At 65.9% G+C, this 24,065-nt stretch carries 23 protein-coding genes and 1 pseudogene; 13 read left to right on the top strand and 11 right to left on the bottom strand.

Translation table 11 applies throughout. The features are described from left to right. Window positions 1-127 precede the first annotated feature (127 nt). From ACFYOW_RS41480 to ACFYOW_RS41460, 5 genes and pseudogenes are all read left to right on the top strand, one after another. A complete protein-coding gene (locus ACFYOW_RS41480; protein WP_387296175.1) occupies window positions 128-727 on the top strand; it encodes a hypothetical protein in 600 nt (199 codons plus the stop codon). A 112-nt stretch (window positions 728-839) separates the two neighbouring features. Then, window positions 840-1,328: a hypothetical protein gene (locus tag ACFYOW_RS41475; RefSeq protein WP_387296174.1), complete on the top strand. Its 489-nt coding sequence runs from the start codon at window positions 840-842 to the stop codon at window positions 1,326-1,328. A 302-nt stretch (window positions 1,329-1,630) separates the two neighbouring features. Next, the gene (locus ACFYOW_RS41470; protein ID WP_387296171.1) at window positions 1,631-1,900 is read left to right on the top strand and encodes a hypothetical protein; all 270 of its coding nucleotides are present in this window, start codon (window positions 1,631-1,633) and stop codon (window positions 1,898-1,900) included. A 138-nt stretch (window positions 1,901-2,038) separates the two neighbouring features. After that, window positions 2,039-4,127 (top strand): annotated as a pseudogene (locus tag ACFYOW_RS41465) (thioredoxin domain-containing protein). 398 nt (window positions 4,128-4,525) lie between these two features. Beyond that, window positions 4,526-5,050 carry an AAA family ATPase gene (locus ACFYOW_RS41460; RefSeq protein WP_387296169.1) on the top strand — a complete coding sequence of 175 codons (525 nt, stop codon included), beginning with the start codon at window positions 4,526-4,528 and terminating at the stop codon, window positions 5,048-5,050. A 195-nt stretch (window positions 5,051-5,245) separates the two neighbouring features. Here ACFYOW_RS41460 and ACFYOW_RS41455 read toward each other — a convergent pair whose 3' ends face one another. The 3 genes from ACFYOW_RS41455 to ACFYOW_RS41445 all read right to left on the bottom strand — a co-directional run bounded on the left by ACFYOW_RS41455 (window position 5,246) and on the right by ACFYOW_RS41445 (window position 9,889). Beyond that, a complete protein-coding gene (locus tag ACFYOW_RS41455; protein ID WP_387296167.1) occupies window positions 5,246-6,826 on the bottom strand; it encodes an adenylate/guanylate cyclase domain-containing protein in 1,581 nt (526 codons plus the stop codon). Continuing rightward, complete coding sequence (locus tag ACFYOW_RS41450; RefSeq protein ID WP_387296165.1) at window positions 6,823-9,102, bottom strand: MMPL family transporter; 2,280 nt, start codon at window positions 9,100-9,102, stop codon at window positions 6,823-6,825. Before ACFYOW_RS41450 ends, ACFYOW_RS41455 begins: the two co-directional genes overlap by 4 nt. A 97-nt stretch (window positions 9,103-9,199) precedes the next feature. After that, window positions 9,200-9,889 (bottom strand): hemolysin III family protein, encoded by a 690-nt coding sequence (locus tag ACFYOW_RS41445; RefSeq protein WP_387296279.1) that lies wholly within the window; start codon window positions 9,887-9,889, stop codon window positions 9,200-9,202. Window positions 9,890-10,011: 122 nt separating this feature from the next. Between ACFYOW_RS41445 and ACFYOW_RS41440 the strand changes: the two genes are divergently transcribed. Together ACFYOW_RS41440 and ACFYOW_RS41435 are read left to right on the top strand one after the other, a co-directional pair. Next, window positions 10,012-10,800: an isoprenyl transferase gene (locus ACFYOW_RS41440; protein WP_063824599.1), complete on the top strand. Its 789-nt coding sequence runs from the start codon at window positions 10,012-10,014 to the stop codon at window positions 10,798-10,800. A gap of 29 nt (window positions 10,801-10,829) precedes the next feature. Next, window positions 10,830-11,426 (top strand): hypothetical protein, encoded by a 597-nt coding sequence (locus ACFYOW_RS41435; RefSeq protein WP_387296163.1) that lies wholly within the window; start codon window positions 10,830-10,832, stop codon window positions 11,424-11,426. 3 nt (window positions 11,427-11,429) lie between these two features. Here ACFYOW_RS41435 and coaA read toward each other — a convergent pair whose 3' ends face one another. Continuing rightward, window positions 11,430-12,362 carry a type I pantothenate kinase gene (coaA, locus tag ACFYOW_RS41430; RefSeq protein WP_062986313.1) on the bottom strand — a complete coding sequence of 311 codons (933 nt, stop codon included), beginning with the start codon at window positions 12,360-12,362 and terminating at the stop codon, window positions 11,430-11,432. A gap of 177 nt (window positions 12,363-12,539) precedes the next feature. Between coaA and ACFYOW_RS41425 the strand changes: the two genes are divergently transcribed. Further along, complete coding sequence (locus ACFYOW_RS41425) at window positions 12,540-13,736, top strand: DUF885 domain-containing protein (protein WP_387296161.1); 1,197 nt, start codon at window positions 12,540-12,542, stop codon at window positions 13,734-13,736. 151 nt (window positions 13,737-13,887) lie between these two features. Here ACFYOW_RS41425 and ACFYOW_RS41420 read toward each other — a convergent pair whose 3' ends face one another. Then, on the bottom strand, window positions 13,888-14,337 hold the full coding sequence (locus ACFYOW_RS41420; protein ID WP_387296159.1) for a nitroreductase family deazaflavin-dependent oxidoreductase: 450 nt from the start codon (window positions 14,335-14,337) through the stop codon (window positions 13,888-13,890). Window positions 14,338-14,350: 13 nt separating this feature from the next. Beyond that, complete coding sequence (locus tag ACFYOW_RS41415; RefSeq protein WP_387296157.1) at window positions 14,351-14,797, bottom strand: PaaI family thioesterase; 447 nt, start codon at window positions 14,795-14,797, stop codon at window positions 14,351-14,353. 240 nt (window positions 14,798-15,037) lie between these two features. On the opposite strand from ACFYOW_RS41415, the gene ACFYOW_RS41410 reads away from it, so the two are divergent. Further along, complete coding sequence (locus ACFYOW_RS41410; RefSeq protein WP_387296155.1) at window positions 15,038-15,607, top strand: TetR/AcrR family transcriptional regulator; 570 nt, start codon at window positions 15,038-15,040, stop codon at window positions 15,605-15,607. A 233-nt stretch (window positions 15,608-15,840) separates the two neighbouring features. Further along, window positions 15,841-17,136, top strand: a complete 1,296-nt coding sequence (gene glyA / locus ACFYOW_RS41405) for a serine hydroxymethyltransferase (RefSeq protein WP_063036523.1) — start codon at window positions 15,841-15,843, stop codon at window positions 17,134-17,136. Between the two features lie 312 nt (window positions 17,137-17,448). Here glyA and ACFYOW_RS41400 read toward each other — a convergent pair whose 3' ends face one another. Then, a complete protein-coding gene (locus ACFYOW_RS41400) occupies window positions 17,449-18,198 on the bottom strand; it encodes an MBL fold metallo-hydrolase (RefSeq protein WP_387296153.1) in 750 nt (249 codons plus the stop codon). A gap of 69 nt (window positions 18,199-18,267) precedes the next feature. On the opposite strand from ACFYOW_RS41400, the gene ACFYOW_RS41395 reads away from it, so the two are divergent. Beyond that, window positions 18,268-18,858 carry a TetR/AcrR family transcriptional regulator gene (locus ACFYOW_RS41395; protein ID WP_387296151.1) on the top strand — a complete coding sequence of 197 codons (591 nt, stop codon included), beginning with the start codon at window positions 18,268-18,270 and terminating at the stop codon, window positions 18,856-18,858. Between the two features lie 145 nt (window positions 18,859-19,003). On the opposite strand, the gene ACFYOW_RS41390 is transcribed toward ACFYOW_RS41395, so the two are convergent. From ACFYOW_RS41390 to ACFYOW_RS41380, 3 genes are all read right to left on the bottom strand, one after another. After that, complete coding sequence (locus ACFYOW_RS41390; protein ID WP_387296150.1) at window positions 19,004-19,744, bottom strand: ESX secretion-associated protein EspG; 741 nt, start codon at window positions 19,742-19,744, stop codon at window positions 19,004-19,006. After that, window positions 19,741-21,120 (bottom strand): hypothetical protein, encoded by a 1,380-nt coding sequence (locus tag ACFYOW_RS41385; RefSeq protein ID WP_387296148.1) that lies wholly within the window; start codon window positions 21,118-21,120, stop codon window positions 19,741-19,743. The genes ACFYOW_RS41390 and ACFYOW_RS41385 overlap by 4 nt, the downstream gene beginning before the upstream one ends. A gap of 135 nt (window positions 21,121-21,255) precedes the next feature. Next, window positions 21,256-22,449: an FAD-dependent monooxygenase gene (locus ACFYOW_RS41380; RefSeq protein ID WP_387296145.1), complete on the bottom strand. Its 1,194-nt coding sequence runs from the start codon at window positions 22,447-22,449 to the stop codon at window positions 21,256-21,258. Window positions 22,450-22,561: 112 nt separating this feature from the next. On the opposite strand from ACFYOW_RS41380, the gene ACFYOW_RS41375 reads away from it, so the two are divergent. After that, the gene (locus tag ACFYOW_RS41375; RefSeq protein ID WP_387296143.1) at window positions 22,562-23,308 is read left to right on the top strand and encodes a TetR/AcrR family transcriptional regulator; all 747 of its coding nucleotides are present in this window, start codon (window positions 22,562-22,564) and stop codon (window positions 23,306-23,308) included. A gap of 17 nt (window positions 23,309-23,325) precedes the next feature. Next, window positions 23,326-23,745 (top strand): limonene-1,2-epoxide hydrolase family protein, encoded by a 420-nt coding sequence (locus ACFYOW_RS41370; protein ID WP_387296141.1) that lies wholly within the window; start codon window positions 23,326-23,328, stop codon window positions 23,743-23,745. A 2-nt stretch (window positions 23,746-23,747) separates the two neighbouring features. On the opposite strand, the gene ACFYOW_RS41365 is transcribed toward ACFYOW_RS41370, so the two are convergent. Continuing rightward, window positions 23,748-24,020, bottom strand: a complete 273-nt coding sequence (locus ACFYOW_RS41365) for a hypothetical protein (protein ID WP_063036470.1) — start codon at window positions 24,018-24,020, stop codon at window positions 23,748-23,750. Between the last annotated feature and the right edge of the window lie 45 nt (window positions 24,021-24,065).

The following is a 24,065-nucleotide window of genomic DNA, read 5'->3' as shown; positions in this document are numbered from 1 at the left end:
CCGTGCCCGGAGGCGCCGGGTCGACCTCGCCAAACTCCGGATGGGGGTGCAACCCCTGGCGACCCTGCTCCGTGACAACTGGGGTTACCTGTGTGCCGCGATCGGGAGCATCATCACGTTCACCCTGTTGTTCAAACCGTGGCTCGCCACTGGCGGCCCCGACGGCACGATCTGGAGCAATGCCTTCGGCCAAACCCACATCACCACCACGCTCGTGGGTCTCTGGTCGAAGAATCCACCGGCCCACTCCAACCTCAGCGGCAAGTGGGCCATTCTCGCCAGCATCGCGATCTTCCTGACCATCCTCGCCGCGTCGATCAATCTCTGGGCGCGCACCAAGGCCCTTGCTGGGTTGACGACCGTTTCCGCGGTGGCAGTGGCGCTTTTCATCGCGTTCACGCTGGTCTATCTCAACGGGAAGGGACCGGAGCTGCGCTCCATGATCGGCTCCGGCCCTCCGACCGACCTCGGGACCCAGGTCGGCTTCGTGATCCGATGGGCCTCGGGCAACGGACAATATCCAGTGCCGGGGCTACGGAAGGTCGAGTTCGAGACCGCGAAACTCACCGATACCGCGTGGCTGGCCGGTGCGACGGCGATATTCTCGGCCATCGCAGCCATAGCGCAATGGGTTCAGAGAATGAAATCACGTCCCAGCACCGGCTTAGCCAAGGCTCTTGTTTCTGCCCTAGCACTACCGCGACCGTCGCATCCTCCGCGCCCATGATCTTCTCTCGTCTCGAGTGGTTGCCCTCAAGCCCTTGATGGGGATTTCCCACTGGTGCTCGCCGCGATCTTCGCCTGGATCGCGTACCAGCGCCGCGCAACTCGCTCTCGCGATGACAAATCCAGACCCTAGACCGGCGATCGGTGGCCCACCCACCGATCGCCGGTCGTGCGTTCTCGCCATCGATCGCCTGTCGAAGACCGGGCGGCCGCCGTTTGCGAGCACCTTGGGGATGCAGGGTGTGCTGGCCCATCACCTGCACACCCCGCCGCCGCGTCCCAGCGCGACTACACACGATGTACCGACCGCGTTCGATGCGGTCATCGCCAAGGGAATGGCCAAAGATCCCAACGATCGTTACCAGACCGTGCGCGAGCTGGCCGCGGCCGCCTGCGCGGCGGTGGGCGATTCCGCGGTCAGCACCACCGGGGGCGTGGCTGCGCGCCTTCGGCGGCGAATCAGATTGTCGCCCAAGGCCGCGGCGAATCAGATTGTCGCCCAAGGCCGCTGGGCTGCTCGCCGCGTGCTGGTGGGACGGGGCCAATGGAAGTGCCAGGGAGATTGCGGATCGGCGTTGGGAGAAAGGAGGTCGTTCCCGTGACGCCGGGTTCAAGCCTGCCCTGGTACGAATCGGTCGAGGGGCACCCGATCATGGGTGAGTCCCGATTCATGCGCGGAAGTGTCCGTGCCGCTGAGCGTTGCGCGGTACGTGATGGTGGTTTGCCCGCGCGATTCCTGTTGGCCTGCTGTGTGCTTCGAGGCTGTGACCTCGCGTGGATGGGCATCCAGAGCAAATCGATGTCACACCGCGAGTGTGGGTAGGCCCACACATCCGCGGAGCATCGGGTACTGACCTCGGAACTGTGGACCGGGAAAACCCTCGGTGATCACCAGGCCGACCGCATGGAATTCGTGCGCGCCACCCTGGCGGCGGCAGGGATCGACAAACCGGCTCCTGATCCGCACCGCTACACCTGGTCGACCCTCGCACCGGGGACGCGTATCCCGTCGCGGGCACAGCTGCTCATGGCCGCCATCGCCCAACGAATCGCCTGGCGCAACGAATACGACCGGGCCTTGCTTGCCGCGCACTACCCATCTGGCACCGACGACGATCCGGGCGGCGGGCCGAGTCCGCAATGTTGTTCGGCAATCGGCTCGGTGACCTCGTGACGGAGCACGAAAAGCCTGGTGAATATGCACCGGAAGAAGAGTGGCTTCGGTGGCACCTCCGGGACCGCCCGAGCCGATTGGAGCAGCATTACGACACGATGGCCCGGATCTTGGACGCGAGGGCCGTAGGGTGGGGGTATGAACCGATTGGGTAGTGCTACGTCGCCGTACCTGCGGCAGCACGCCTCCAATCCCGTGGATTGGTGGGAGTGGGGGAAGGAGGCAAGTGCTGAAGCTACCAGGCGAGACGTGCCCATACTGTTGTCAGTTGGGTATGCGTCTTGCCATTGGTAGCTACGGCACTTAACAACTCATTTGGTGCCATGTGATGGCGCACGAGTCGTTCGAGGACGAGCGGACGGCGGCGCAGATGAACGACAACTTCGTGTGTATCAAGGTGGATCGTGAGGAGCGTCCGGATCTGGACGCGGTCTATATGAATGCCACGGTGGCGATGACCGGTCAGGGTGGCTGGCCGATGACGTGCTTCCTCACGCCGGATGGCGAGCCGTTCTACTGCGGTACCTACTACCCGAAGGTGCCGCGCGGTGGGATGCCGTCGTTCACCCAGCTGCTCACGGCCGTTACCGATACCTGGAATACCCGGCGCGACGAGGTGGACAAGGCTTCCGCGCAGGTGGCCGACGCGCTGCGGGCACAGGCCGCCGGGCTGCCCGATGCTGGTGTGACGATTTCGGCCGAACTGCTCGATCATGCGGTCGTCACGGTGCTGCGTGATGAAGATCCCGAACACGGCGGATTCGGTGGTGCGCCGAAGTTTCCGCCATCGGCCTTGTTGGAGGGGCTGCTGCGCAGTTGGGAGCGCACCGGCGATGCCGGGACGTTCGATGTAGTGAATCGGACGGCCGAAGCCATGGCGCGCGGCGGTATCTACGACCAGTTGCGCGGCGGGTTCGCGCGCTACTCCGTCGATGCCGCCTGGCTGGTGCCGCATTTCGAGAAGATGCTCTACGACAATGCGCAATTGCTGCGCGCCTATGCGCATCTCGCCCGCCGAAGCCCTGAGCGAGAGTCATTGGCGCACCGGGTTACTCGCGAGACGGTGCAGTTCATTCTCGATGACCTCGGCACCGACCACGGTGGGTTCGCGTCGGCGCTGGATGCCGATACCCACCTGGAACCGGGCGGTCCGGGTGTCGAAGGTGCGACTTATGTATGGACACCCGCCGACCTGTTCGGCGAACTCGGTCCTATCGAAGGTGCTTGGGCCGCAGAGGTTTTCGGGGTAACAACCGCCGGGAATTTCGAACAGGGCACCTCGGTGCTCACCCTGTATACCGATCCGGATGCGTTGTCCGGCAACGGGACTGCCCGCGAACGCTTCGAACGTGCCCGCGCGACACTGCGCGAGGCCCGTGCGCGACGTCCACAGCCGGACCGCGATGACAAAGTGGTGACCGCCTGGAACGGAATGGCGATTACCGCACTCGCCGAGGCGGGTTCCGCACTGCGGCAAGATGATTGGGTGGAAGCCGCTGCTCGTTGTGCCCGCTTCCTGCTAGCCGAGCACGTGGTCGACGGCCGGGTGCGCCGCGCCTCGCTCGGTGGCGTGGTCGGCACGTCGCCAGGCGTCTTGGAGGACTACGCCTGGCTGGTCACCGGCCTGCTGGCCCTGCACCAGGCCACCGGTGGACTCGACTGGCTCGAACACGCACAACTGCTGTTGGACAAGGCAATTCAACACTTCGCTGACGACACCGCACCCGGTAGCTGGTTCGACACCGCCGACGACGCCGAAACCCTCGTCGCCCGCCCCCGCGATCCCATCGACGGCGCAACCCCCGCAGGCGCATCCGCCTTGGCCGAAGCCCTCCTCACCGCCGCCGCCACCAGCGCCCCGGAACCGGCCCTGCGCTACCGAGAACTGGCCGATCAGACCCTTCAACGCGGCGCCGTAGTCCTCGCCCGCGCCCCACGCTCGGCTGGCCAATGGCTCACCGTTGCCGAACCCGCTCTCCGCGGCCCCCTCCAAGTAGCCATCGCCCTACCCGACACCGCGACCGCAGCAACGGATTTGATCGCCACCGCCCGCGCCGAAGCCCCCGGCGGCACCGTCATCATCGCCGCCCCCACCAACTCGGTCCCCCTCCTGACCGACCGCACCCCAGTCAACGGCGCCCCCTCCGCCTACGTCTGCCGCGGCTCCGTCTGCGACCTCCCCGTAACCACCCCACCCGAGCTGCGCGCCTCACTGAACCGCCCCTAGCCCCGTCGCACCCGCTCGGTTGGGCCCACCCAACCGCGGTCGAGTCCGCGCGCCGAGTTCCCTGCGCACCGATTGCCTACCGGGCACAGGTCGCCCGCCGCACGCAGTGCGTCGGTCGTATGCCGCACGCAGATTGCACCGCGCCGGGTGCAGGCAGCGCACTGATTCCATGTCGAACGCAGGTTGTCTGTCGCATGCCGGGCAGAGTTTGCCAGCCGAGCGCGCAGATTGCTCGCCAGGCGCAGGTGCATGCCGAACGCGGGCGGCCCGCCGCGCACAGACTCCATTGCGCGGGCGGGATGCACATTGTGCGCGGACATCGGTGAATATGCGTCAGCTGGGGTCGAGATGCGGCAATGCGCCCCCGGTGGGCGGGCTGGTTGCGGCAGAGTTGGTGGGTGACCTTGCGTAGTCAGGCTTTGTTCATCGGTGGTCGGTCCGGGGTGGGCAAGACCACGGTGGCGTTCGAGGTTCATGCGCGGCTTTCGGCGGCGCGGGTGCGGCATTGTTTGATCGAGGGGGACAATCTGGATCTGGCGTATCCCGCGCCGTGGGAGCACGGTCTTGCGGAGCGGAATCTTGCTGCGATGTGGGCGAATTACCGTGCGCTCGGGTATCGGCGGATGGTGTACGCGAATGTCGCGAGTGTGTTCGAGGGGGTGCTCGGTGAACTCGTCGCGGCGATGGGGGAGCAGCCGGAGGTCACCGCGGTCCTGCTGACCTGCTCGGATGCGATTGCGACCGAGCGGCTCGCGGGCCGGGAGATCGGTAGTGCGCTGGATGAGCACGTCGAGCGCGGCCGGGTGATGGCGGCGAAACTGGATGCCGAGGCCCCGGATTGGGTGCATCGGGTCGGCACCGATGGGCGCGAGGTATCCGATATCGCCGCGGAGGTTGTCGCGCTGACCGGCTGGCTGCTCTGAATCCGGCAGAAGGTGCTGCGGTCCGGCGATTAGTGATTCGGGACACGGATTCGATCGTCGCGCTGAGGGACTGGTTGTTCTGCATCCGGCTGAAGGCACCGCGAGACGGCGATCAGCGAATTTGCGAAGGGATTCGATCGTCACCCCTGACCGGCTGATCGCTCTGAATCCGGCCGAGGCACCGCGCTCCGGCGCTCAGTGCTTATGTGACGGGGATTCGGTTGTCGCCGTTCGTACTTCGGCGATCGCGCTGACGGCGGCAGCATCGGTATCGGGTTCCATCCCGTTGGAAGTCGGGGCGGCCTCCAGGTCGGTCCAGCAGGCGGTGGGCTCGGGCATTCCACGCAGCAGAATGTTGTCATAGAGAACCCATTTGGCGCGCTCGTGCTCGGCCGCCGCCTCGATAATCGCACCGCTCACCAGGATTCGGCGCGGTACTTCCTTCGCCTCGGTGGTCAGCCGGGCGGCCTCATTGACCGCATCGCCGATCACCGTGTACTCCAACCGCGTATCGGAGCCGATATCACCGGCGAACACCCGCCCACGCGCGACGCCGATGCCGATATCGAGTTCGCCGGTGGCCGTGACCTCGTCGCGAATGCGCCGCGCGGCCCGCAGCGCAGGTGTCGCATTGTCGCGCAATGCGATCGGCGCACCGAAGATGCACAGCGCCGCATCGCCCTCGAACTTGTTGACCAGGCCGTTGTTCTCCTCGGTCGCCGCAACCACGATCGCGAGCAGTCGATTGAGCTTGGCCACGAAATCGTGCGGCGTCAGACCGCTGGACAGCTCGACGGATCCGGTGACATCGACGAACAGCGCCGACACCTCGCGCACATCGCCGGTCAGATCGACCCCGCCCGCCAATGCCCGCTCGGCGACTTCCGTGCCGACGTGGCGGCCGAAGACAACCCGCATCCGCTCACGCTCACACAGATTGGCGGCGAGTTCATTGACCGAATTCTCCAGCCGCCCGATCTCGCTGGTGCTGCCGACGGGAACCCGAACATCGAACTCGCCCTTGGTGATCCGATCGAGCGCCCGGCGCAGCGTGCGCATCGGCGTCGCGACCGAACGGGCCAGGATCGCGGTCGCCAGCACACCGGATCCGATGCCGACAATGGAGAGGTAGATGGCGGCGCGGACGCGGTCCGGTGCCCCGGAGGCCGGATCGGCGAGCACCGTGATCAGCATGAGCAGCGGCATCGCACCCGCCACCGCCCAGGTCATCACGACCCGCATCAGCACCGAGGAACTCCAGTGCGCGGTCGGGCCGAGCACCCCCGACACCACCGGAATGGTCGGGCGGATCAGCCGGTCGACGATCAGGAAGGTGAATCCGGCCGATTGCAGCGCGCCGAGGGTGAACAGGGCCGTGGTCACCGCCGCACTGTTGTGCTCGGACAGATGCGAGAGCATCGAGGCCGCCACGATGACGCCGGGCAGCCATATCGCCAGCGCTCGGGTGGTGATCGCGATCGGTAGGCGCAGCAGTCGTCGCGCCTCGTCGACGGTCGGTTTGCGCCCGTCATCCAGCCACCCGAAATACACAGTCCGATCGCGCACGGCGAGCCCGACCCCGGCCAGGAACCCCACCACCGGATAGATCGACGCCAGCCCGATGGTGCGCCGCCAGTCATCCCCGATCCGGCCGAAAAATCCGCTGAGCCACAGCTCGGTCACGATCACCCCGAGGCCACCGAGATTCGCCGCGATCACCACCGCCGCCAACCCCCACCGCGCCTTCAGCGCCCAAACAACCAGCTTGGTGATCACGGTGCCCTGACATCCGAAGCGGAGCCCGCCTGCGCCTGCGGGCGCACCGAAACCCGGACGCGCACGGGTGACCCCGAACCGGGAAGCCACCAGTTCCAGGTTCCGAACAGTTTCATCAGCGCGGGCACCAAGACCAACCGCACGAGTGCCGCATCGATCGCTACGGCCACTGCCAGCGCCAGCCCGACCTCCTTGAGCTCGAGCACGCTTGCGGTCAGGAAGCTACCGAAGATCACCACCATGATTGCCGCCGCCGCACCGATAGGGCGGGCCGTGTGCTGGAGCCCGGCCGCCACGGCGTATTCGTTATCGGCCGCGGTGCGCGCGGAGTTCTCCCAGAACTCCTTGATCCGGCGGATCAGGAACACCTCGTAGTCCATCGACAGCCCGAACAGAATCGCGAAGACCATGGTCGGCAGGAATACCTGGATGAACCCGGTGCTGTGGAACCCGAGCAGCGACTCGCCGACGCCCCACTGGAACACCGCCACGGTGATGCCCAGGGCTGCGCCGGTGGCCAGCAGATTCATCACTATCGCCTTGATCGGTAGCGCGATGCTGCGGAAGGCAGCAATGAGGAACACGAACGAGCAGCATAGAACCAGCGCGACGACCAGTGGCAGTTTCCCCGTGATCTCGTCGGACATATCCGCGAACTCCGCCGTCGCACCGCCGACCAGCACGTCACCGGGCAGTGCGGTGGCCCGGTCGCGGATCTCCCGGACGAGTTGATCGGCCTCGGCGGAATCGAATGCGGGCTTCGCGACCACCATCGCGAAGATCCGTCCGTCCCGCTGGATCGGCAGCATCTGTTCGATGCGCTCATCCGAGCGGAGTGCGGTCAGGAAGTTCTGTACCTCGCCGGTCGCCGCGGCGTTCAGCGGCGTATCACCGGCACCGGTCACCACGATCGTGATCGGCGCGAGCAGTCCGGGCGCGAAATTCTCCGAGGCGACCCTGCCCGCCTTGCCGGATGCGGTATCGCCCATCGCCGCCGTGCCCATATCCATGCCGTAGCGAATTCCGGTCAGCGGCGCGGCCGCCACCAGCAACACCAGCGTGGCCGCGATACCGAATACCACCGGCCGTGCCATCACGATCCGACTCCACCGTGCCCACCGCCCACTCGCCGGATCGGCAGCCGATCCCGGCCGGGTCTCCAAAGGCTGCCATCGCGCGGGCAGCGCACCGCGATTCACCCGCGACCCGAGCATTGCCAGCACCGCGGGCAGCAGCGTCAGCGCCACCATCAGCGTGGCCACGACCGCGATCACCACGCCGACCGCGATACCGCGGAATACCGGCGCGCGCACCACCACAAGCGAGCACAGCGAGATCATCACGATGAAGCCCGAGGCGACGATCGTCTTACCCGCCGTGGCGATCGCGATCCCGCAGGCATGCGCCACACCGGCCGCGGAGCTGCCGCCCGGCTTCGCGAGCTCTTCGCGGAACCGACTGACCACGAACATCGCATAGTCGAGCCCGATGCCGGTGCCGATCATGGTCGCGACGGCCAGCAGCAGCGAACTGGTCGCCATCACATGCGACAGCAGAAACAGTCCGCCGAAGGCGAGCAACAGCCCGCTCAACGCCACCATTACCGGTACCAATGCGGCTACCACCGTGCCGAGCGCCAAGATGAGCAGCACGAACGCTACCGGCAGGCCCAGCGCCTCGGCCTGCCCGGAATCGGTCACCTCGATTTCCATCAGGTCGCGCAGCACCGGTGAGAAGCCGGTGAGCCCGACGGTCACCCCGTCCCCGGAGCACTGTCCCGCACGTTCCTGCAGCTCACCGGCCAACTCTGCGCGCTGCGGAATCGTGCCGTCGATCCCGACGACGGCAAGCGCCGCATGCCTGCTCGTCGAGATCTGCGACTTCTGATCCCCTTGGAACGGGCCGACCGCGACCCGCACCCCGGGCACATCGCGCAGATCCGCGACCGCCCGCTCCACGATCGCCCGGTAGGCCGGATCGTCGACGGTCCGCTGCTCCGAATCGAAGACCAGCGCAAGCTGTTCGGCTCCCAGATCGGGATAGTGCGCGGCGAGCAGTTCGGTGATCCGCGTCGATTCCGCCTTGTCGGCGTGGAATTCCATGGCCTCCAGTCGGCCGTTGAGCTGTGGGTAGGCGACCGCGCACGCGGCGATCAGCACCAGCCACACCGCGACGACGATCCGCCGGTGCTGTGCCATCGCCACGCCCCAGCGGTAGCCGATACCCCGCTCGCGCCCCGCCTGCTGTCTACCGGTCTCGATCGTCTGCTGTGTCATATCGCCCCGCCATTTTCCGGATCCGCATCCGTCCCCAACTCTATTGCCGCAAAGGGCAATTCGGCATGCCCACGATGTCCCGGCTGCCCGGATGCACTCAGCGCAGCACGACCAACCAGATCGCGGCGTAGTGGCACAGGGCGGCGAGCACCGTCGCGGCGTGGAAGAACTCGTGGTGGCCGAAGATGGCGGGCCACGGGTTCGGCCATTTGGTCGCGTAGAGGATCGCGCCACCGCTGTAGACCAGGCCGCCGACGAGCAGCAGAATCAGCGGTGCGATGCCGATATTCGTATTGAGCTGCCCGGCCACCGGCACGATCGCCCAACCAAGGAGCAGATACAGCGGCACCCCGACCCAGCGGGGAGCGGTCGGCCACAACAGTTTCAGGGCCACACCGGCCAGCGCGCCGAGCCACACGACCAGCAGCAGTATCTGGCCCGTTCGTCCCGGCAGGCCCAGTAATGCGAACGGCGTATAGCTGCCCGCGATGAATAGGAAGATCATCGAATGATCGGCCCGTTTCATCCGGATGCGAGCCTTCGTGGTGGCCCAGGTCACCCGGTGGTAGACGGCGCTGATGCCGAACAACCCGCACACCGTCAGCCCGTAGACCAGGGTGGACCAGCGTGCCGTTGCCGAGACGCTTGTGGCCTTCGAGACCAGAACCAGCACCGCGATTGCCGCGATGCCGACCGCCCAGGTGTGGATCCAGCCCCGCATCCGCGGCTTGAGCAGTGTTGACGTGCCCGGGATCGCGACCGGTGTCGCATCGGTCGAGCCGACCATTTCGGACACGAGTTACCTCCTAGTGATACTAGCCAGTAACCTACGGTACCGTAAGTTGTGCTGTATCGTCACTGTACCCGGAACCACAGTCGATGCCGGGATCGCGCCGCTGAGGCGTAGGGTTGGTCGCCGTGGAGCTTCCGAGTCAGGTGCGTGGCTTGCCATACCGCATCTACGAGGCGCGGCTGTCCAAGCAGCTGGCCGGCAAACAACATCCTCGGCACGTCGCGGTGATGTGCGATGGTAATCGGCGCTGGGCCAGAGAGAACGGTTTCACCGATGTGACCCACGGGCATCGGGTCGGCGCGCTGAAAATCGCCGAACTGGTCGGCTGGTGCGCGGACGAGGGCATCGAGATGGTGACCGTCTATCTGCTGTCCACCGAGAATCTACAGCGCGATCCCGACGAACTGGAGACCCTGTTCGAGGTGATCACCGATGTCGTCGAGGAGCTGTCCGCACCGGAACAGAACTGGAGTGTGCGTATCGTCGGCACGCTCGACGGCTTTCCGGAGCTGGTCGCCAAGCGGCTGCGCACAGCCGCCGAACGCACCATCGGCCGCGACGGCGTGCACGTGAATGTCGCGGTCGGCTACGGCGGTCGGCAGGAGATCGCGGATGCGGTCCGCAAGCTGGTCCGCCAGGAGATCGCGGCTGGGGAGACCGGGGAGGACCTGGTCCAGTCGATCACCGTGAACTCCATCGGCCAGCACCTCTACACCTCCGGTCAGCCGGATCCCGACTTGGTCATCCGAACCTCCGGTGAGCAGCGTCTTTCCGGGTTTTTGCTGTGGCAGAGCGCATACTCGGAAATATGGTTCACCGAGGCCTACTGGCCGGAATTCCGGCGGGTGGACTTCCTGCGCGCCTTGCGCGACTACGCCGCTCGACATCGCCGCTTCGGTATCTGACGCAACGACATTCGCGTACCGTCCGGTTTGTGGATGAGTCGACGAATGCCGTGCCCGGGCCGACGGGGGAGCAGATGTCCTACATCGGCTATGCGGAATTCGGTCGGCGCTTCCTGGAATATGCGGCCTCCGAACAGCGCATCTCGGGTGCATTCGCCCAGTTGACCGGCGCCGCCTTCGATTTCGGCCCGATCGGCGTCGGGCCCGCCAAATTGGCGAAGGTCGCCGCGCAGGTGCGACTGGGGGAGCCGAAGCTGCAACGGTACGTCGACGAGGTCATCTCCTTCGAGCTGGTCATTCCGCTCGATGTCGATCTGCTGCTCGATCTCGCCGTCGACCGGCACCGCTTCCACATCAACGGCAATATCCACCTGCACTTGACCGTCCGCACCGCGGAGCCGCTGCGGGTCGTCATCGATATCGCCGAACCGCGGCCGAGCGATGTTCGCATCAATGTGGCCACCGCCACCAAACGCGGACAGTTACTGCGCATCCTGGCCAGCGTCGACCACGAGATCCGGCGCTTCGTCGCGCGCTACCTCGCCACCGAAATCCGCAAACCGCATATCGCCGCGGTGCGCGATATCGATGTCGCTGCCCGCTTGGACGCGGCCTGGAAGCTGTGACGGCTAGAGCTTGCGCAACCGCAGCCGGTTGATGCTGTGATCGGCGTCCTTGCGCAGCACCAGCGTCGCGCGCGGACGGGTCGGCAAAATGTTGTCCACCAGATTCGGCCGGTTGGTGGAGTTCCAGATCTCCTTCGCGGCGGCCGTCGCCTGGTCGTCGGTGAAGCCCGCGTAGTGGTGGAAATGCGCGTTCGGATCGGCGAAGGCGGTCTCGCGCAGCGTCAGAAACCGTTGCACATACCAGTTCTCGATGTCCTCGATGCGTGCGTCGACGTAGATCGAGAAGTCGAACAGGTCCGAGACCATCAACCGCGGACCGGTCTGCAGCACATTGAGACCCTCCACGATGAGAATGTCGGGTTGAGTCACACAGTGGAACTTGCCCGGCACGATGTCGTAGGAGATATGTGAATACACCGGCGCACATACTTCGGCCGCACCGGATTTCACCTCGGTGACGAAGCGCAGTAGTTTGCGGCGGTCATAACTTTCTGGAAAACCCTTGCGGTGCATGATGCCGCGCCGGTTCAGTTCCGCGGTGGGATATAGGAATCCGTCGGTTGTGACCAAATCCACACGCGGATGGTGATCCCACCGCGCGAGCAGCGCCTGTAGTACGCGTGCGGTAGTGGATTTTCCGACCGCGACACTGCCCGCGACACCGATCACAAATGGCACCTGCTGGTCCGGATGGGTCTCCCCGAGAAAGGTCGCGGTCGCGGCGAACAGCCGCTGACGTGCGGCGACCTGCAGGTGGATGAGGCGAGCGAGCGGGAGGTAGACCTCGGCGACCTCTTCCAGATCGATCTGTTCGCCGAGGCCGCGAAGACCGATCAGTTCTTCCTCGGTGAGTACCAGGGGAGTCGACTTACGCAGGGTCCGCCACTGTTTCCGGTCGAATTCCACATAGGGACTCGGCTCGCTCATTCGTGCCACTTACCCGACACTCCGTTCAGGCAAACACGCATACGTCGCGCGCCGACTGTATGAGATTCGGTCCAGCTCTCGCATAGCCGAATTCTGCTCTGCGTCAACATCGTGTGAAACGCGGGGTGCCGATACCGGGTGGTAACCGGTCGATGACATGGCCTTCAGCGGCTAATGTCGGCGGACATGGAAGCGCATACCCTCGTGACCGAGTACCTGCGGCTCGGCTTGGCATTCGACCGACTGGAGGAAGGTTTCGTCGACGCCTATACCGGCGATCCGGCGTTGCGTCGCGAGGTGGAGAACGCGCCCGCTCCCGAGCCGCGCGAGTTGGCGCGGCGCGCGGTGGCATTGCGTGCGGAACTGCCCGGGGCCGGATTGCCGCGGCAGCGCAGCGAATTCCTCGATGTGCATCTGCGCGCGCTGGAATGCTCCGGTCGCAAGTTCGCCGGGGACGACATCGGGTTCGTCGACGAGGTGCGCGCGTACTTCGATGTCGATATCGCACCCGGTGATGTCGAGGACTACCGCGACGCGCACCGGCAGATGGACGAGGTGCTGCCCGGTGACGGCCCGCTCGCTGAACGGGTGACCGCCTTCCGCAAGGCCGACGAGATTCCGCCGGAGCGGTTGAGTGTTTGCGTCGAGGCGTTCTCGAGTGCGTTGCGGGAACGGGTGCGCGAGCGTTATCCACTGCCCGATCATGAGCACGTCACCTATGAGGTGGTGGGGGATAAGCCCTGGTCCGGCTTCAATTACTACCTGGGCAACTACCACTCCCGGGTGGCGATCAACTCCGACCTCAAGCAGCATATGGCGCACCTGCCCGGCCTCATCGCGCACGAGGCCTATCCGGGACATCACACCGAGCACTGCCGCAAGGAGGCCGGTCTGGTCGCGAGCGGGCAGGCTGAGCAGACGCTGTTCCTGGTGAATACCCCGCAGTGCCTGATGGCGGAGGGGCTGGCCGATCTGGCGCTGCGCTCGATCGTCGGATCCGGCTGGGGCAAATGGGCGCAGGAAATCTACGCCGATCTGGGTCTGCGTTTCGAAGGTGAACGCGCCGAACAGCTTTCGAATGCTTCGGCCAAATTGCTCGGGGTCAGGCAGGATGCCGCGCTGCTGCTGCACGATCGGCGCCGCGATGCCGACGAGGTCGTCGAATTCCTGCAGCGCTGGAGCCTGACCACCCAGGAACGCGCCCGCCAATCCCTGCGCTTCCTGTCCTCACCCCTCTGGCGCGCCTACATCAGCACCTACGTCGAGGGCTATCGCCTGCTCGGCAGTTGGCTGGACCGCGCTGTCGACGCTGACGACCGCGCCGACCGCTTCCGCCGCCTCCTCGACGAGCCCCTCACCCCGGGAGCCCTTCGCACCATGTGACTCTGGATGACGGCGCAGCCGCCGCGGCACATGGTGCAGCTCAGCTGGGACAGCGTGCAGGAGGGCATCCAGGGGATGTCGGGATCGAGATCAGTTCACCGGCGTCGCGTGGACAATTCGCCGCGCGAAACCGGTGGTGAGAGACACATCCTCAGGCGGCGGTGAAGGTGATGCGCACCGAGATGGGGTCGGATTCCAGTGCCTTGATCGTCCATGCGGTGGCCGATTCGGCGGCGCTGCCCTTGGCGAAGCTGCGGGCGCGGGCGACCACATCGTCATCGGGGACGAAAGCCGCGGTGCCGGTGTACCAGCGCTTGCCCTGACGCAGCCGGACCTGCGGATTCGCGGCGATATTTCGCGCCCAGCCGGCGCGGTGGCCATGCTGGGAGATCAGCCACGCACCATCGTCGTCGATCGAAACGGTGACCGGCACGCGGCGCGGCTGACCTGATTTGGCGCCGATGGTCTCCAACTCGGCGATCATCGAGGAACGGAGGCCGATTCGATCCAGCAGTCCGACAGCGGGGTTGACCAGATAGCGCCCGATGAGCCGTTCCCGACGGAACTTGCGTGCCGCCGCGGCTGTGCTGCGTTGAGACATGGCTGTACTCCCGTCAGCGGAAGATGACGCAGGTCGTGGTGCCGTGTGCGACCAACTTGCCCTGGTCGTCGACGACGCGACCCTCGGCGGTCGCGGTGGTACGGCCGACGTGGATGGTGGTGCCGGTCGCGATCAGGCGACGGCCGTCGGTGGGTACCGCGCGGATGTAGTTGATCTTCAGTTCCAGCGTGGTGTAGCCGACACCGGCGTCGAGCGTGGTGTGCACCGCGCAGCCCATTACCGAATCGAGCAGGGTGGCGCAGATGCCGCCGTGCGTGGTGCCGAGCGGGTTGGCGAAATCGGGCCGGGTCCGCAGCCCGAAGACCGCCTTCCCGAACTCGAGTTCCTCGACCTCCAGGCCGAGCAGATCGCCGATGAACGGTCGTCGCGAGTCGGCCGTCATCGCGGTGCGCAGTAGTTCGAGTCCCGACAGCTGCGACAGATCGGTCGGCGCGCTCATACCTGCGCCTCCCTGGCGCTCGGCTCCGTCATGACCGCACAGGCGGCTGTGTTGATCTTTCGCCCGCTCCGCTCGCTCATGACTGCGCCTCCCTGGCGCTCGACTCCATCATGACCGCAGAAGTGGTGGTCTTTCGCCGGCTCATGAATCCCGTCCTTTCGATGAACCGATCGGTTCACATCTGTCATGATTGGAGCATGGACCGATCGGTTCACGCAAGCATGGGCGAGGAGGACGGCGATGACCTTGGGTCCGCGCGACCGGTTGATCGAGAGCGCCATCGAGCTGGTGCGCGAACAGGGCGTGCACGCCGCCGGGCTCACCACTTTGCTCGAACGCGGTCGTGCCTCCCGAAACTCGCTCTACCAGCACTTTCCATCCGGTAAAAGCGAGTTGGTCGAGGTCGCGACCAAGACGGCGGGTGCACGTCTGGCTGCGGTGACCGACAAGATCACCGGCTCCGGAACCGCCGAACAATGGATCGCCGCACTCGTCGGCTGGTGGCGGCGCGCTCTCGAAAACTCCGCGTTCACCACGGGATGTCCGATTGTCGGTGCCGCTCTCGCCGAATCCGAACCGCGGGTGCAGGCCGCCGCGGGCACCATCTTCACCGACTGGACCGACCAACTCGCGAATGGCTTGCGCGACAAGGGTTTATCGGCCGAGGAGGCGCGATCGCTGGCCGGATTCGTCATCAGTGCGCTGGAGGGCGCGATCATCCAATCACGGGCGCTGAAATCGACCCGGCCACTCGACGATGCGCAAGTGCACCTCACCGCCTTGTTGCGGTCCGCCGTACCCGGGGCTTGACGGGTCTCGGCCCCTCGCCGACCCACGGATAAGATGGTTGGACCGCGACTGGCGCACTCGAGGTGGAAGCAACCACCGGGAAGCACCCTCGCCCCGCACCGCGCGCCTGGGTGCCGGGCTCATGGGCCTCGGGGTGCGCACTCCGGGGCACCCGGACCACGGAGGTTGCGATGCACACCGAGACACAGAACCCCCTGATCGGCGCGGCGCGGTCGGCCAATAGACTCGGCCAGGTGACGCAGACGACCGCCTCTGTCAATACCCAATCCCTCGGTGAGCTCGATCCGGAGCTCGCTGCCGCGATGGCAGGCGAACTCGCCCGCGAACGCGACACCCTCGAGATGATCGCCTCGGAGAACTTCGTGCCGCGCGCGGTGCTGCAGGCGCAGGGCAGCGTGCTCACCAATAAGTACGCCGAGGGCTACCCGGGCCGTCGCTACTACGGTGGCTGCGAGCACGTCGATGTCGTCGAGACCCTCGCCCGCGATCGCGCCAAGGAACTCTTCGGCGCCGAATTCGCCAATGTGCAGCCGCATTCCGGCGCGCAGGCGAATGCCGCGGTGCTGATGGCGCTGATGGAGCCGGGCGACCGGCTGCTCGGCCTCGACCTCGCGCACGGCGGTCACCTCACCCACGGCATGCGGCTGAACTTCTCCGGCAAGCTCTACGAGGTGCACTCCTACGGGGTCAGCAAGGAAGACCACCGCATCGATATGGAGGAGCTGCGCAAGACAGCACTCAGCTCGCGTCCGAAGGTGATCGTCGCCGGTTGGTCGGCCTACCCGCGGCACCAGGACTTCGCGGCGTTCCGGGAGATCGCCGATGAGGTCGGCGCGAAGCTGTGGGTCGATATGGCGCACTTCGCCGGTCTGGTCGCCGCCGGTCTGCACCCCTCGCCGGTGCCCTACGCCGACGTGGTGTCCTCCACCGTGCACAAGACGCTGGGCGGTCCGCGTTCCGGGTTGATCCTGGCCAAGCAGGAGTACGCCAAGAAGCTCAACAGCTCGGTATTCCCGGGTCAGCAGGGCGGCCCGCTCATGCACGTGATCGCCGCCAAGGCCGTCGCGTTCAAGATCGCGGCGGGCGCCGAATTCAAGGAGCGCCAGGAGCGCACCCTGTCCGGTGCGAAGATTCTGGCCGAGCGGCTCGGCGGCGCGGATGTCAAGGACAAGGGCATCAGCGTCCTCACCGGCGGCACCGATGTGCACCTGGTGCTCGTCGACCTGCGCAACTCCGAGATCGACGGTCAGCAGGGGGAGGATCTGCTGCACGAAATCGGAATCACGGTGAACCGCAACGCCGTTCCGTTCGACCCGCGCCCGCCGATGGTCACCTCCGGCCTGCGCATCGGCACCGCCGCCCTGGCCACCCGTGGTTTCGGCGATGCCGAGTTCACCGAGGTCGCCGACATCATCGCCACCGCACTGGCCGGCGGCTCCGATGTCGACGCCCTGCGCGCCCGCGTCACCAAGCTGGCCCGGGACCTGCCGCTCTACAACGGCCTGGAAGACTGGCACCTGCTCGGCTGAGCCCTCTTATTCGCCTGGGAATCCAGCTGCGCGCCAACGGTATTCGTTGGTGCGCCGGGGTTCCCAGGCGAATTCGTTTGTAGCTGAGGTCGAAAGCTGCTCCGTCGCCGGGCTTCTGGGCGGTTCCTGTCGTACCCGCATTGAGATCGCCGCAGTGGCCGCTGGCGGTGCTCGTCGGCTGCCGGACCGTGCATCGGTCCGATGAGATGCTCACCCGCCCGGGCTAGTAGCGAGAAAGTCGGCGGGACGCGCATCTCGGTGCCGTGCTGCGTCGGGCGAGTCGCCGCCGCAACAAACCGGGCGTGCAATGGTTCAGAGGGGCAGGGGGTGGCCGGGTTCGAGGATGCGGACGGTGGTGTCGGGGGCCAGGTCGGCGGTGGCATCGCGATAGAGGTCAGGGCGGTTGCGGGTGGATTTGGTGATCAGGCGGTCGCCGACGGGACCGCTGGTGAAGGCGTAGTGGATGGGGACGGCGAGGCGGGGGTGCAGGGCGCGGGTGAGGTCGGCGGCTTCTGCGGCGTCCATGACGACCTGATGGTTGAAGGCGGGGCGGATACGCAGGCCGTTGATGGGGAGTAGGGCCAGATCCAGTTCTTTGAAGTGGTCGGCGATTTCGTCGAGTTCGGCGATGCGGAGGGTGTCCGCGCCGAAGAAGATGCTGTGGCCGTCGGCGCGCAGTACGAAGGTGACTTCGGGGATGCCGTGGCTGGCGGGCGTGGCGGTCACCTCGACCGGGCCGAGATGTGTTGTCTGCCAGGGATCCAGCTCGATGACATTGTGAAATCCGGCTGCCCGCACCTGTTTTGCGAGGCCACGAACGACGGCGAACGGCACATTCTTATCCGGGTAATTCCGTAGTGCCCCCAGGTCGCAGTGGTCGTAGTGGGCGTGGCTGATCACGATGCCCGCCAATTCCGGAAGATCGGCGGCGGTGGCGATGCTGCGCGGCTCACCCTGGTAGTAGAAGCGGCGTTCGGACAGCCACGGATCGGTGAGGATCCTGGCACCGCCGAAGTCGAGCAGGACGCTGGCATGGACGACGCGAGTCACGGTGACGGACATGGTCTTTCCTAACAAGACGGGTGTCTACTGATAGTTGTCAGTTGACACCTGTCTTGTTAGCCTGTCAAGGTGACGGCGAACGCTAGAAATCGCAACCGGCGCGGCGAGGGCGGCCGCCTGCGCGAAGAACTCGTGGCCGCGGCGAGTCGCCTGCTGGAAACCTTGGACGGTCAGGAATCGCTGTCGCTGCGCGCGGTCGCGCGGGCGGCGGGTATCGCACCGCAGAGCGTGTACCTGCACTTCGCCGACCGACAGGAGGTGCTCACCGCGGTATACGAGGTCCGCTTCGCCGAATTGCGCGCGGCCCTATCGGTCGCGTCATCGGCGGACGGTCCCATTCGCCTCACCGAAATATGCCGCGCCTATTGCGAATACGGCCTACAGAACCCGGGCCACTACCGCGTGCTGTTCGGCACGGCGGGCACCCCTGGGTGGGAACCGACCGACGCCCGGATGCCCGGTCTACCGCTCTTCCGACTCCTGGCCGACACGGCCGAATCCTGCGGCAGCTCCGACCCCACCGCCACCGCCACCTGCCTCTGGGCGGCCATGCACGGCCTGATCACCCTGCGCCAAGACCGCCCCAGCTTCCCCTGGCTGGACCTCGACATCCTCCTCGACACCCTCGTATCCGCCCACCTGGCCGCCGCCCGAAAATAGCCCGGCAATCATGCTGCCGCATATCCAGTGACCATGCCGCACAAAATGTGTGACTTGTGTGAGGTAGTCACTGGATATGCGACACCAGATATTCGTAGTCGCTGTCGGTGACGTCGCTGACCGGATCTTGCTCCGCCCGCAAGTCCTATTGGTCGACGCGGGCTTTCGCTCGGACGATGGACTCGTCCAGGTAACGGGTGATGTCGGCGCTGGTGGCGGGGCGGATCATGAGGGCGCGGTTGGCGGGGACTTCGCAGTAGCGGCCGGCCTTGGTGTCGATCCAGCGGAGTTTTCCGGTGCGCAGGGGTTCGGCGTTGCGGGGGCCGACCAGGACGGTGGCGGTGCCGCTGGTGTCGCAGGGTTGGCGCCAGAAGCGGCGGTAGCGGTCCTGGATGGCGCCGGATGGGGAGTTGCCGAAGGGGTCGGGGCGGTCGTCGTTGAGATCGTCGAGGAGGTAGCTCTTTTCGGCCGCGGTGCCGGGTGGCGGATCGGGGAGCAGGCGGATCAGTTCGGTGGCGAGTTGGTCGACGCGCACGCGGCGCAGCCGTACCTTGCCGCCATCCGGAGCCGCAGCCTGCAGCGCGATCACCCCCGGTCCGGTGCGGGTGGCGCAGCCGATGGCGCGCAGTTCGATCGCGCCGCGGGTGTTATCGATGCCGAACAGTTCGATGCGCCACTCGGGTTTGGCGAGCACTCCGATGGCCCGCTGCAGCGACGCGTTGTCCTCACGGTTCAGCTCCGCACGGAATTGCCGCTGGTAGGCCCGATATTCGTGGAGTCCGGCAAAGCGGCTGGTGAAGCGGAACGGAAAGGGCATGCGATCCAGGCCGGTGCCGAACCAGGCCGCCGCGAATTGCTCGGCGGACAAGGTCCACTGCGTCATCATTGCGCCCCGAGTACGGGCGGCACGGTCTTCTCCACTTCGCCGATGAGCTCCTCGCCGTGCTCCTCGGTCCGCAGGTACTTCGCCGACTTGTGTTCACCGTCCTCGCCCCGCCGGGTTCGCGCGCCAGGCGGCAGCATCCCGGAGTATCCGGCGGTACCTGTCGCGCCCACCCGACTCGGCGTGCTGGTGCTCGGCTGAGCAGCCGTCGCTCCCGGTGTGGTGCCTGGCACCGACCTGCCAGAACTCGGAGTCTCGCCGGTGTTCGGTGAACCACCAGAATTGGGCGCACCACCAGAATTCGGCGCACCACCAGGATAGGGCGCGCCACCGAGACTGGGGGAAGCGCCGGTCGAGGTCGAGGTTCCCGGCCCGATCCCTCCGGACGTGACTGTGGTCGGTGAAATCTGCGTACCGGCCGCCGAGGGGATGGCCGAAGTTGCGGATGTATGGGTAGAGGACGCGGGCATGGTCGATGAGTCATTGTTCTGATTCGACGAAATAGATTGCGGGGCAATAGCTTCGGCTCGATTCGACCCATCGGCCTTGCCGGTGTCCCCGCTGTTGTTCGTATCCCTGGCCTTACCTGCATCCCCGGCGGCGCTGGTCTCTTCCGCTTTGCTGGAATTCTCAGTCCCGCTGCTGCCCGCCGCTTTACCTGTATCCGCAGCCTCGCTGGTCCCCTCCGTCGTACCTGTAGTCCCTGCATTGCTGGAATCCCCAGCTCTGCCTGTGCCGTCCGGCGTGCTTGTGTCTCCTGCTCTACCGGAATCCCCACCCTGGCCGACGCCCTCCACCGGGCTCGTATCCCCGGCCTTCCCGGAGTCCCCACCCGGCAAAGCCCCCAGCACTCCCGAAAACCCCGACTCCCCAGAAATCGGATTGACCGGCGGCGGCAACGTAGGAATCAACGGCGCCGTACTCCCATAGGGCTGGATATAAAACGTGCTCATATCGTCCCGGGCCTGCTCCTCCTGCGAATTCCGCAGCTCGGGCCCCCGCGCACTATCCGAACTATCCACCACCGGCGGCACCGCCACCTTGAACCGCCCCGCCGCGCTCACCGCCGCCGACAGCGGTGTCGACTGCTGATCCAGCGACTCGCCCAGTTCACCGACGCGCGCGGCATACTCCCGAATGCCGCGCACCGCGCGGTCGGCCGCCGCGCCCTCCCAATGTTGATCCACTGCTTGCTGAATCGCGGTTTCGAACTGCTGTCCGGCCTTGGTCACCGCTGCCGCGATGGCGGCCCAGGCATCGAACGCACCGTCCAGTCCGCCCGGATTCATCTGGTCGGCCGCCTGTTTGATCTCCGCGTGCGAAAAGTTCTGCGCGTTCTCGGGATTGGTGATCGCGCGGCCGTCCATCTGTGCTGTCATGGCCGAGCCAGCCCCTTCCGTCAGTGCCGTCTGACCTTATAGACGCACTCGACCCCACCCCGGTTCCATCGAAACACAGGCGATCTCGCCGCGCCAGACCGTTCGGTCCGCTGCAGGGTGCCGGTGCTACCGATGTCAGTTCGCATTGGCGGCCGCGACCAGCGCCGGGTAGTCCGGCAGCTCGATGGTCTTGACGTTCTCGGTCATTTTCACCATCTTGTCGAACATCCACGAGTGCAGGAACCAGTTGCGGAACTTGATGCCGATCGCGGTCTTCGGCGCGAAGAAGCGGCCCGCGTTGCTGTAGTCCGCGAGTTTGCCGAGCGAGTGCATGAGCCCGTCGTAGCGCGCGAAGGCAATCCGGTAATCGCCGTCGGCGAGCGCGAGTTCACCGGCCATGATGTAGGCGCCCTGCACCGCGAGTCCGGTTCCGAAGCCGCCCAGGGTGTTTCCGTAGCCCGAATCGCCGACCAAGGCGACCCGGCCCCGGCTGTAACTCTTCATCTTGCGCACCATGCTGATCGAGTCGAGGAAGAAGTCGTCGAACTCCGCCATTTCGGCGAGCATGCGCGGCGCCTCCCAGCCGACCCCGGCGAAGGTCTCCTCGATGATGTGCCGCTGCGCCTCGATGTCGTCACGGGCGTAGTCGAGTTCGGGCGAGGCGAAGATGTAGAGCTGCTGTGCCTTCGAGCCGCCGGTGATGACGCATTTGCCCGGCTCGTTGTAGCCGTAGGCCGTCATCCGCTCGGGGGTGCCCTCGGACTTGGTCGCCCACGGGCTCGCGCCGGCGACGCAGTAGTAGTGGCCGAGGTGCTTGACGAATTCCTTTTCCGGTCCGAACGCCAGACGCCGTACCCGCGAATGGATGCCGTCGGCGCCGAAGACCAGATCGAAGCCGCGCGGCGCGCCCTTCTCGAATTCGACCCACACACCGTCGTCGGTCTCGGTCAGCGCGCTGATCGAGTCGCCGAATACGTATTCGCAGTCCTGGTAGGTCTTTTCGTACATGATCCGCGCCAGATCCCCGCGCAGGATCTCCACGTCGCCGCCGGTGAAATCGCCGGAGATGAGCGCCTGCTGCTCGCCCTTGCCGTCGACGATCGCTATATCGGTGGTGCCGGTGCGGTGCGCGTAGACCTCGTCCAGGATGCCCATCCGCTCGAGCACCTTGTGGTGCGTTTCGCCGGTGAAGTCGACGGCCTGGCCGCCCGGTCGCAACTGCGGTGCCCGCTCGACCACCGTGACGGCGAAGCCATAGCGGCTCAGCCAGTAGGCGAGTGCGGGGCCGGCGATGCTCGCGCCGGAGATGAGAACGGTCTTGTTGCGCATGATGTCTCCCGAGGTCATTATCTGCGTCCGATGGAATCTGTATCCGCTGGACGCAAATTAGAGTATGGTGGACGCAGTTACTTGTCAACATGCAATGCGTAAGGATGTGGAAATGCCTGCACCGACCACCGTCGAACTGCTCTGGGGCACCCAGCAGCGGCCCAAGCGCGGACCCAAGCCCGCGCTATCACTGGAGGGGATCGTCGCGGAGGCTATCGCCCTCGCTGATGCCGAAGGACTGGCGAACCTGTCCATGCAGCGCCTGGCCGAACGCCTCGGCTTCACCAAGATGTCGCTGTACCGGTATGTGCCGGGCAAGGAACAGCTGACCGCGCTGATGGTGGATGCCGCGATGGGCGATCCACCGGATGTGATTGCGGCGCACGAGAATTCGAATGAGGAGCCGTGGCGAGCCGGACTGCGCCGCTGGGCCGAGACGATCTTCGAGCGCTACAGCGCACACCCCTGGTCGATCAGCCTGACCATCGGCGTGCGTGCGGTCGGCCCCAATGAAATGGGCTGGATGAACGCCGCGCTGACCGCCCTCGACGGCACCGGGTTGACCGGGCCGGAGCGGCTGGACACCATCGTGCTGCTCAACGGGCATATCCGCAGCCTCGTGCAGCAGGTGACGACCGGGGACCGGCAGGAAACGGCGCAGCAGATCGCGGGCCAGTTCGCCGAGATGATGGCCGCCGCGGGCGACCGGTTTCCCCTGGTCTCCGCCGCCTTCGCGGAAGAGGCCGCCGCGACCGGTGCACCGCCCGCGAACGAGGGCGCGGGCGATGCGCTGAGCTTCGGCATCGACCGAATTCTCGATGGTCTGGGTGTCCTCATCGCCGACCGCCGCCGACCCTAGCGGCTTAGGCTCAGTGCATGACCGACGAACTGGAACTGAAGCAGGACGCGATCACCACGGTGCGGGAATTCTTCGCCGCGCTCGAGATCGGCGCGGTGGAGGAGGCACTGGAGCTCCTGCACCCCGATGTCGTCTGGAAGAACACCTCACTGCCGACGGTCGGCGGCGGCCTCACTCGCAAGATCTTGCGCGGGCTGAATCGCGACACCATCGGCTTCGCCGCCGAAATGCATCACATCGCCGCCGACGGCGACTTCGTGCTGACCGACCGCACCGATATCCTGCGCGTCGGCCCGCTGCGGATCGCGTTCTGGGTTTGCGGCACTTTCGAACTGCGCGACGGCCGAATCATCCTGTGGGACGACCACTTCAGCTGGGAGAACTTCCTGCGCGGCACCGCCGTCGGACTCTTGCGCGCCGCGCTGCCGCAGCGCTGAGGTCAGGTGTGCTTGGCGAGGTACTCCAGGTAATAGGGTCGCAGGACCTCGGCGATCTTGCCGTCGCCCGCGTGGATGTAGTCGTCGATCATCGGCAGCACGTACTTGATATCGGCCTCGCTCTCGCCGAGATTGCCCGCGGCGGCCTCGGCGGCGGGAATCGACTTCAGTAGCCGCCACAGATATTTGATGTCGCCGCGTCGCGCCGCGAGCCGGACCGCACGGTCGTGCAGCTCCTTGGACGACAGCTTCTCCAACTCCTCGTTACCGGCCATACCTGCGACTCTATCCCCTGCACCAATGCGGGGTTAACGACAAAT

Source organism: Nocardia sp. NPDC006982 (assembly GCF_042869435.1).
GTDB lineage: Bacteria > Actinomycetota > Actinomycetes > Mycobacteriales > Mycobacteriaceae > Nocardia.
This window is presented reverse-complemented; position numbering and strand designations above follow the sequence as displayed.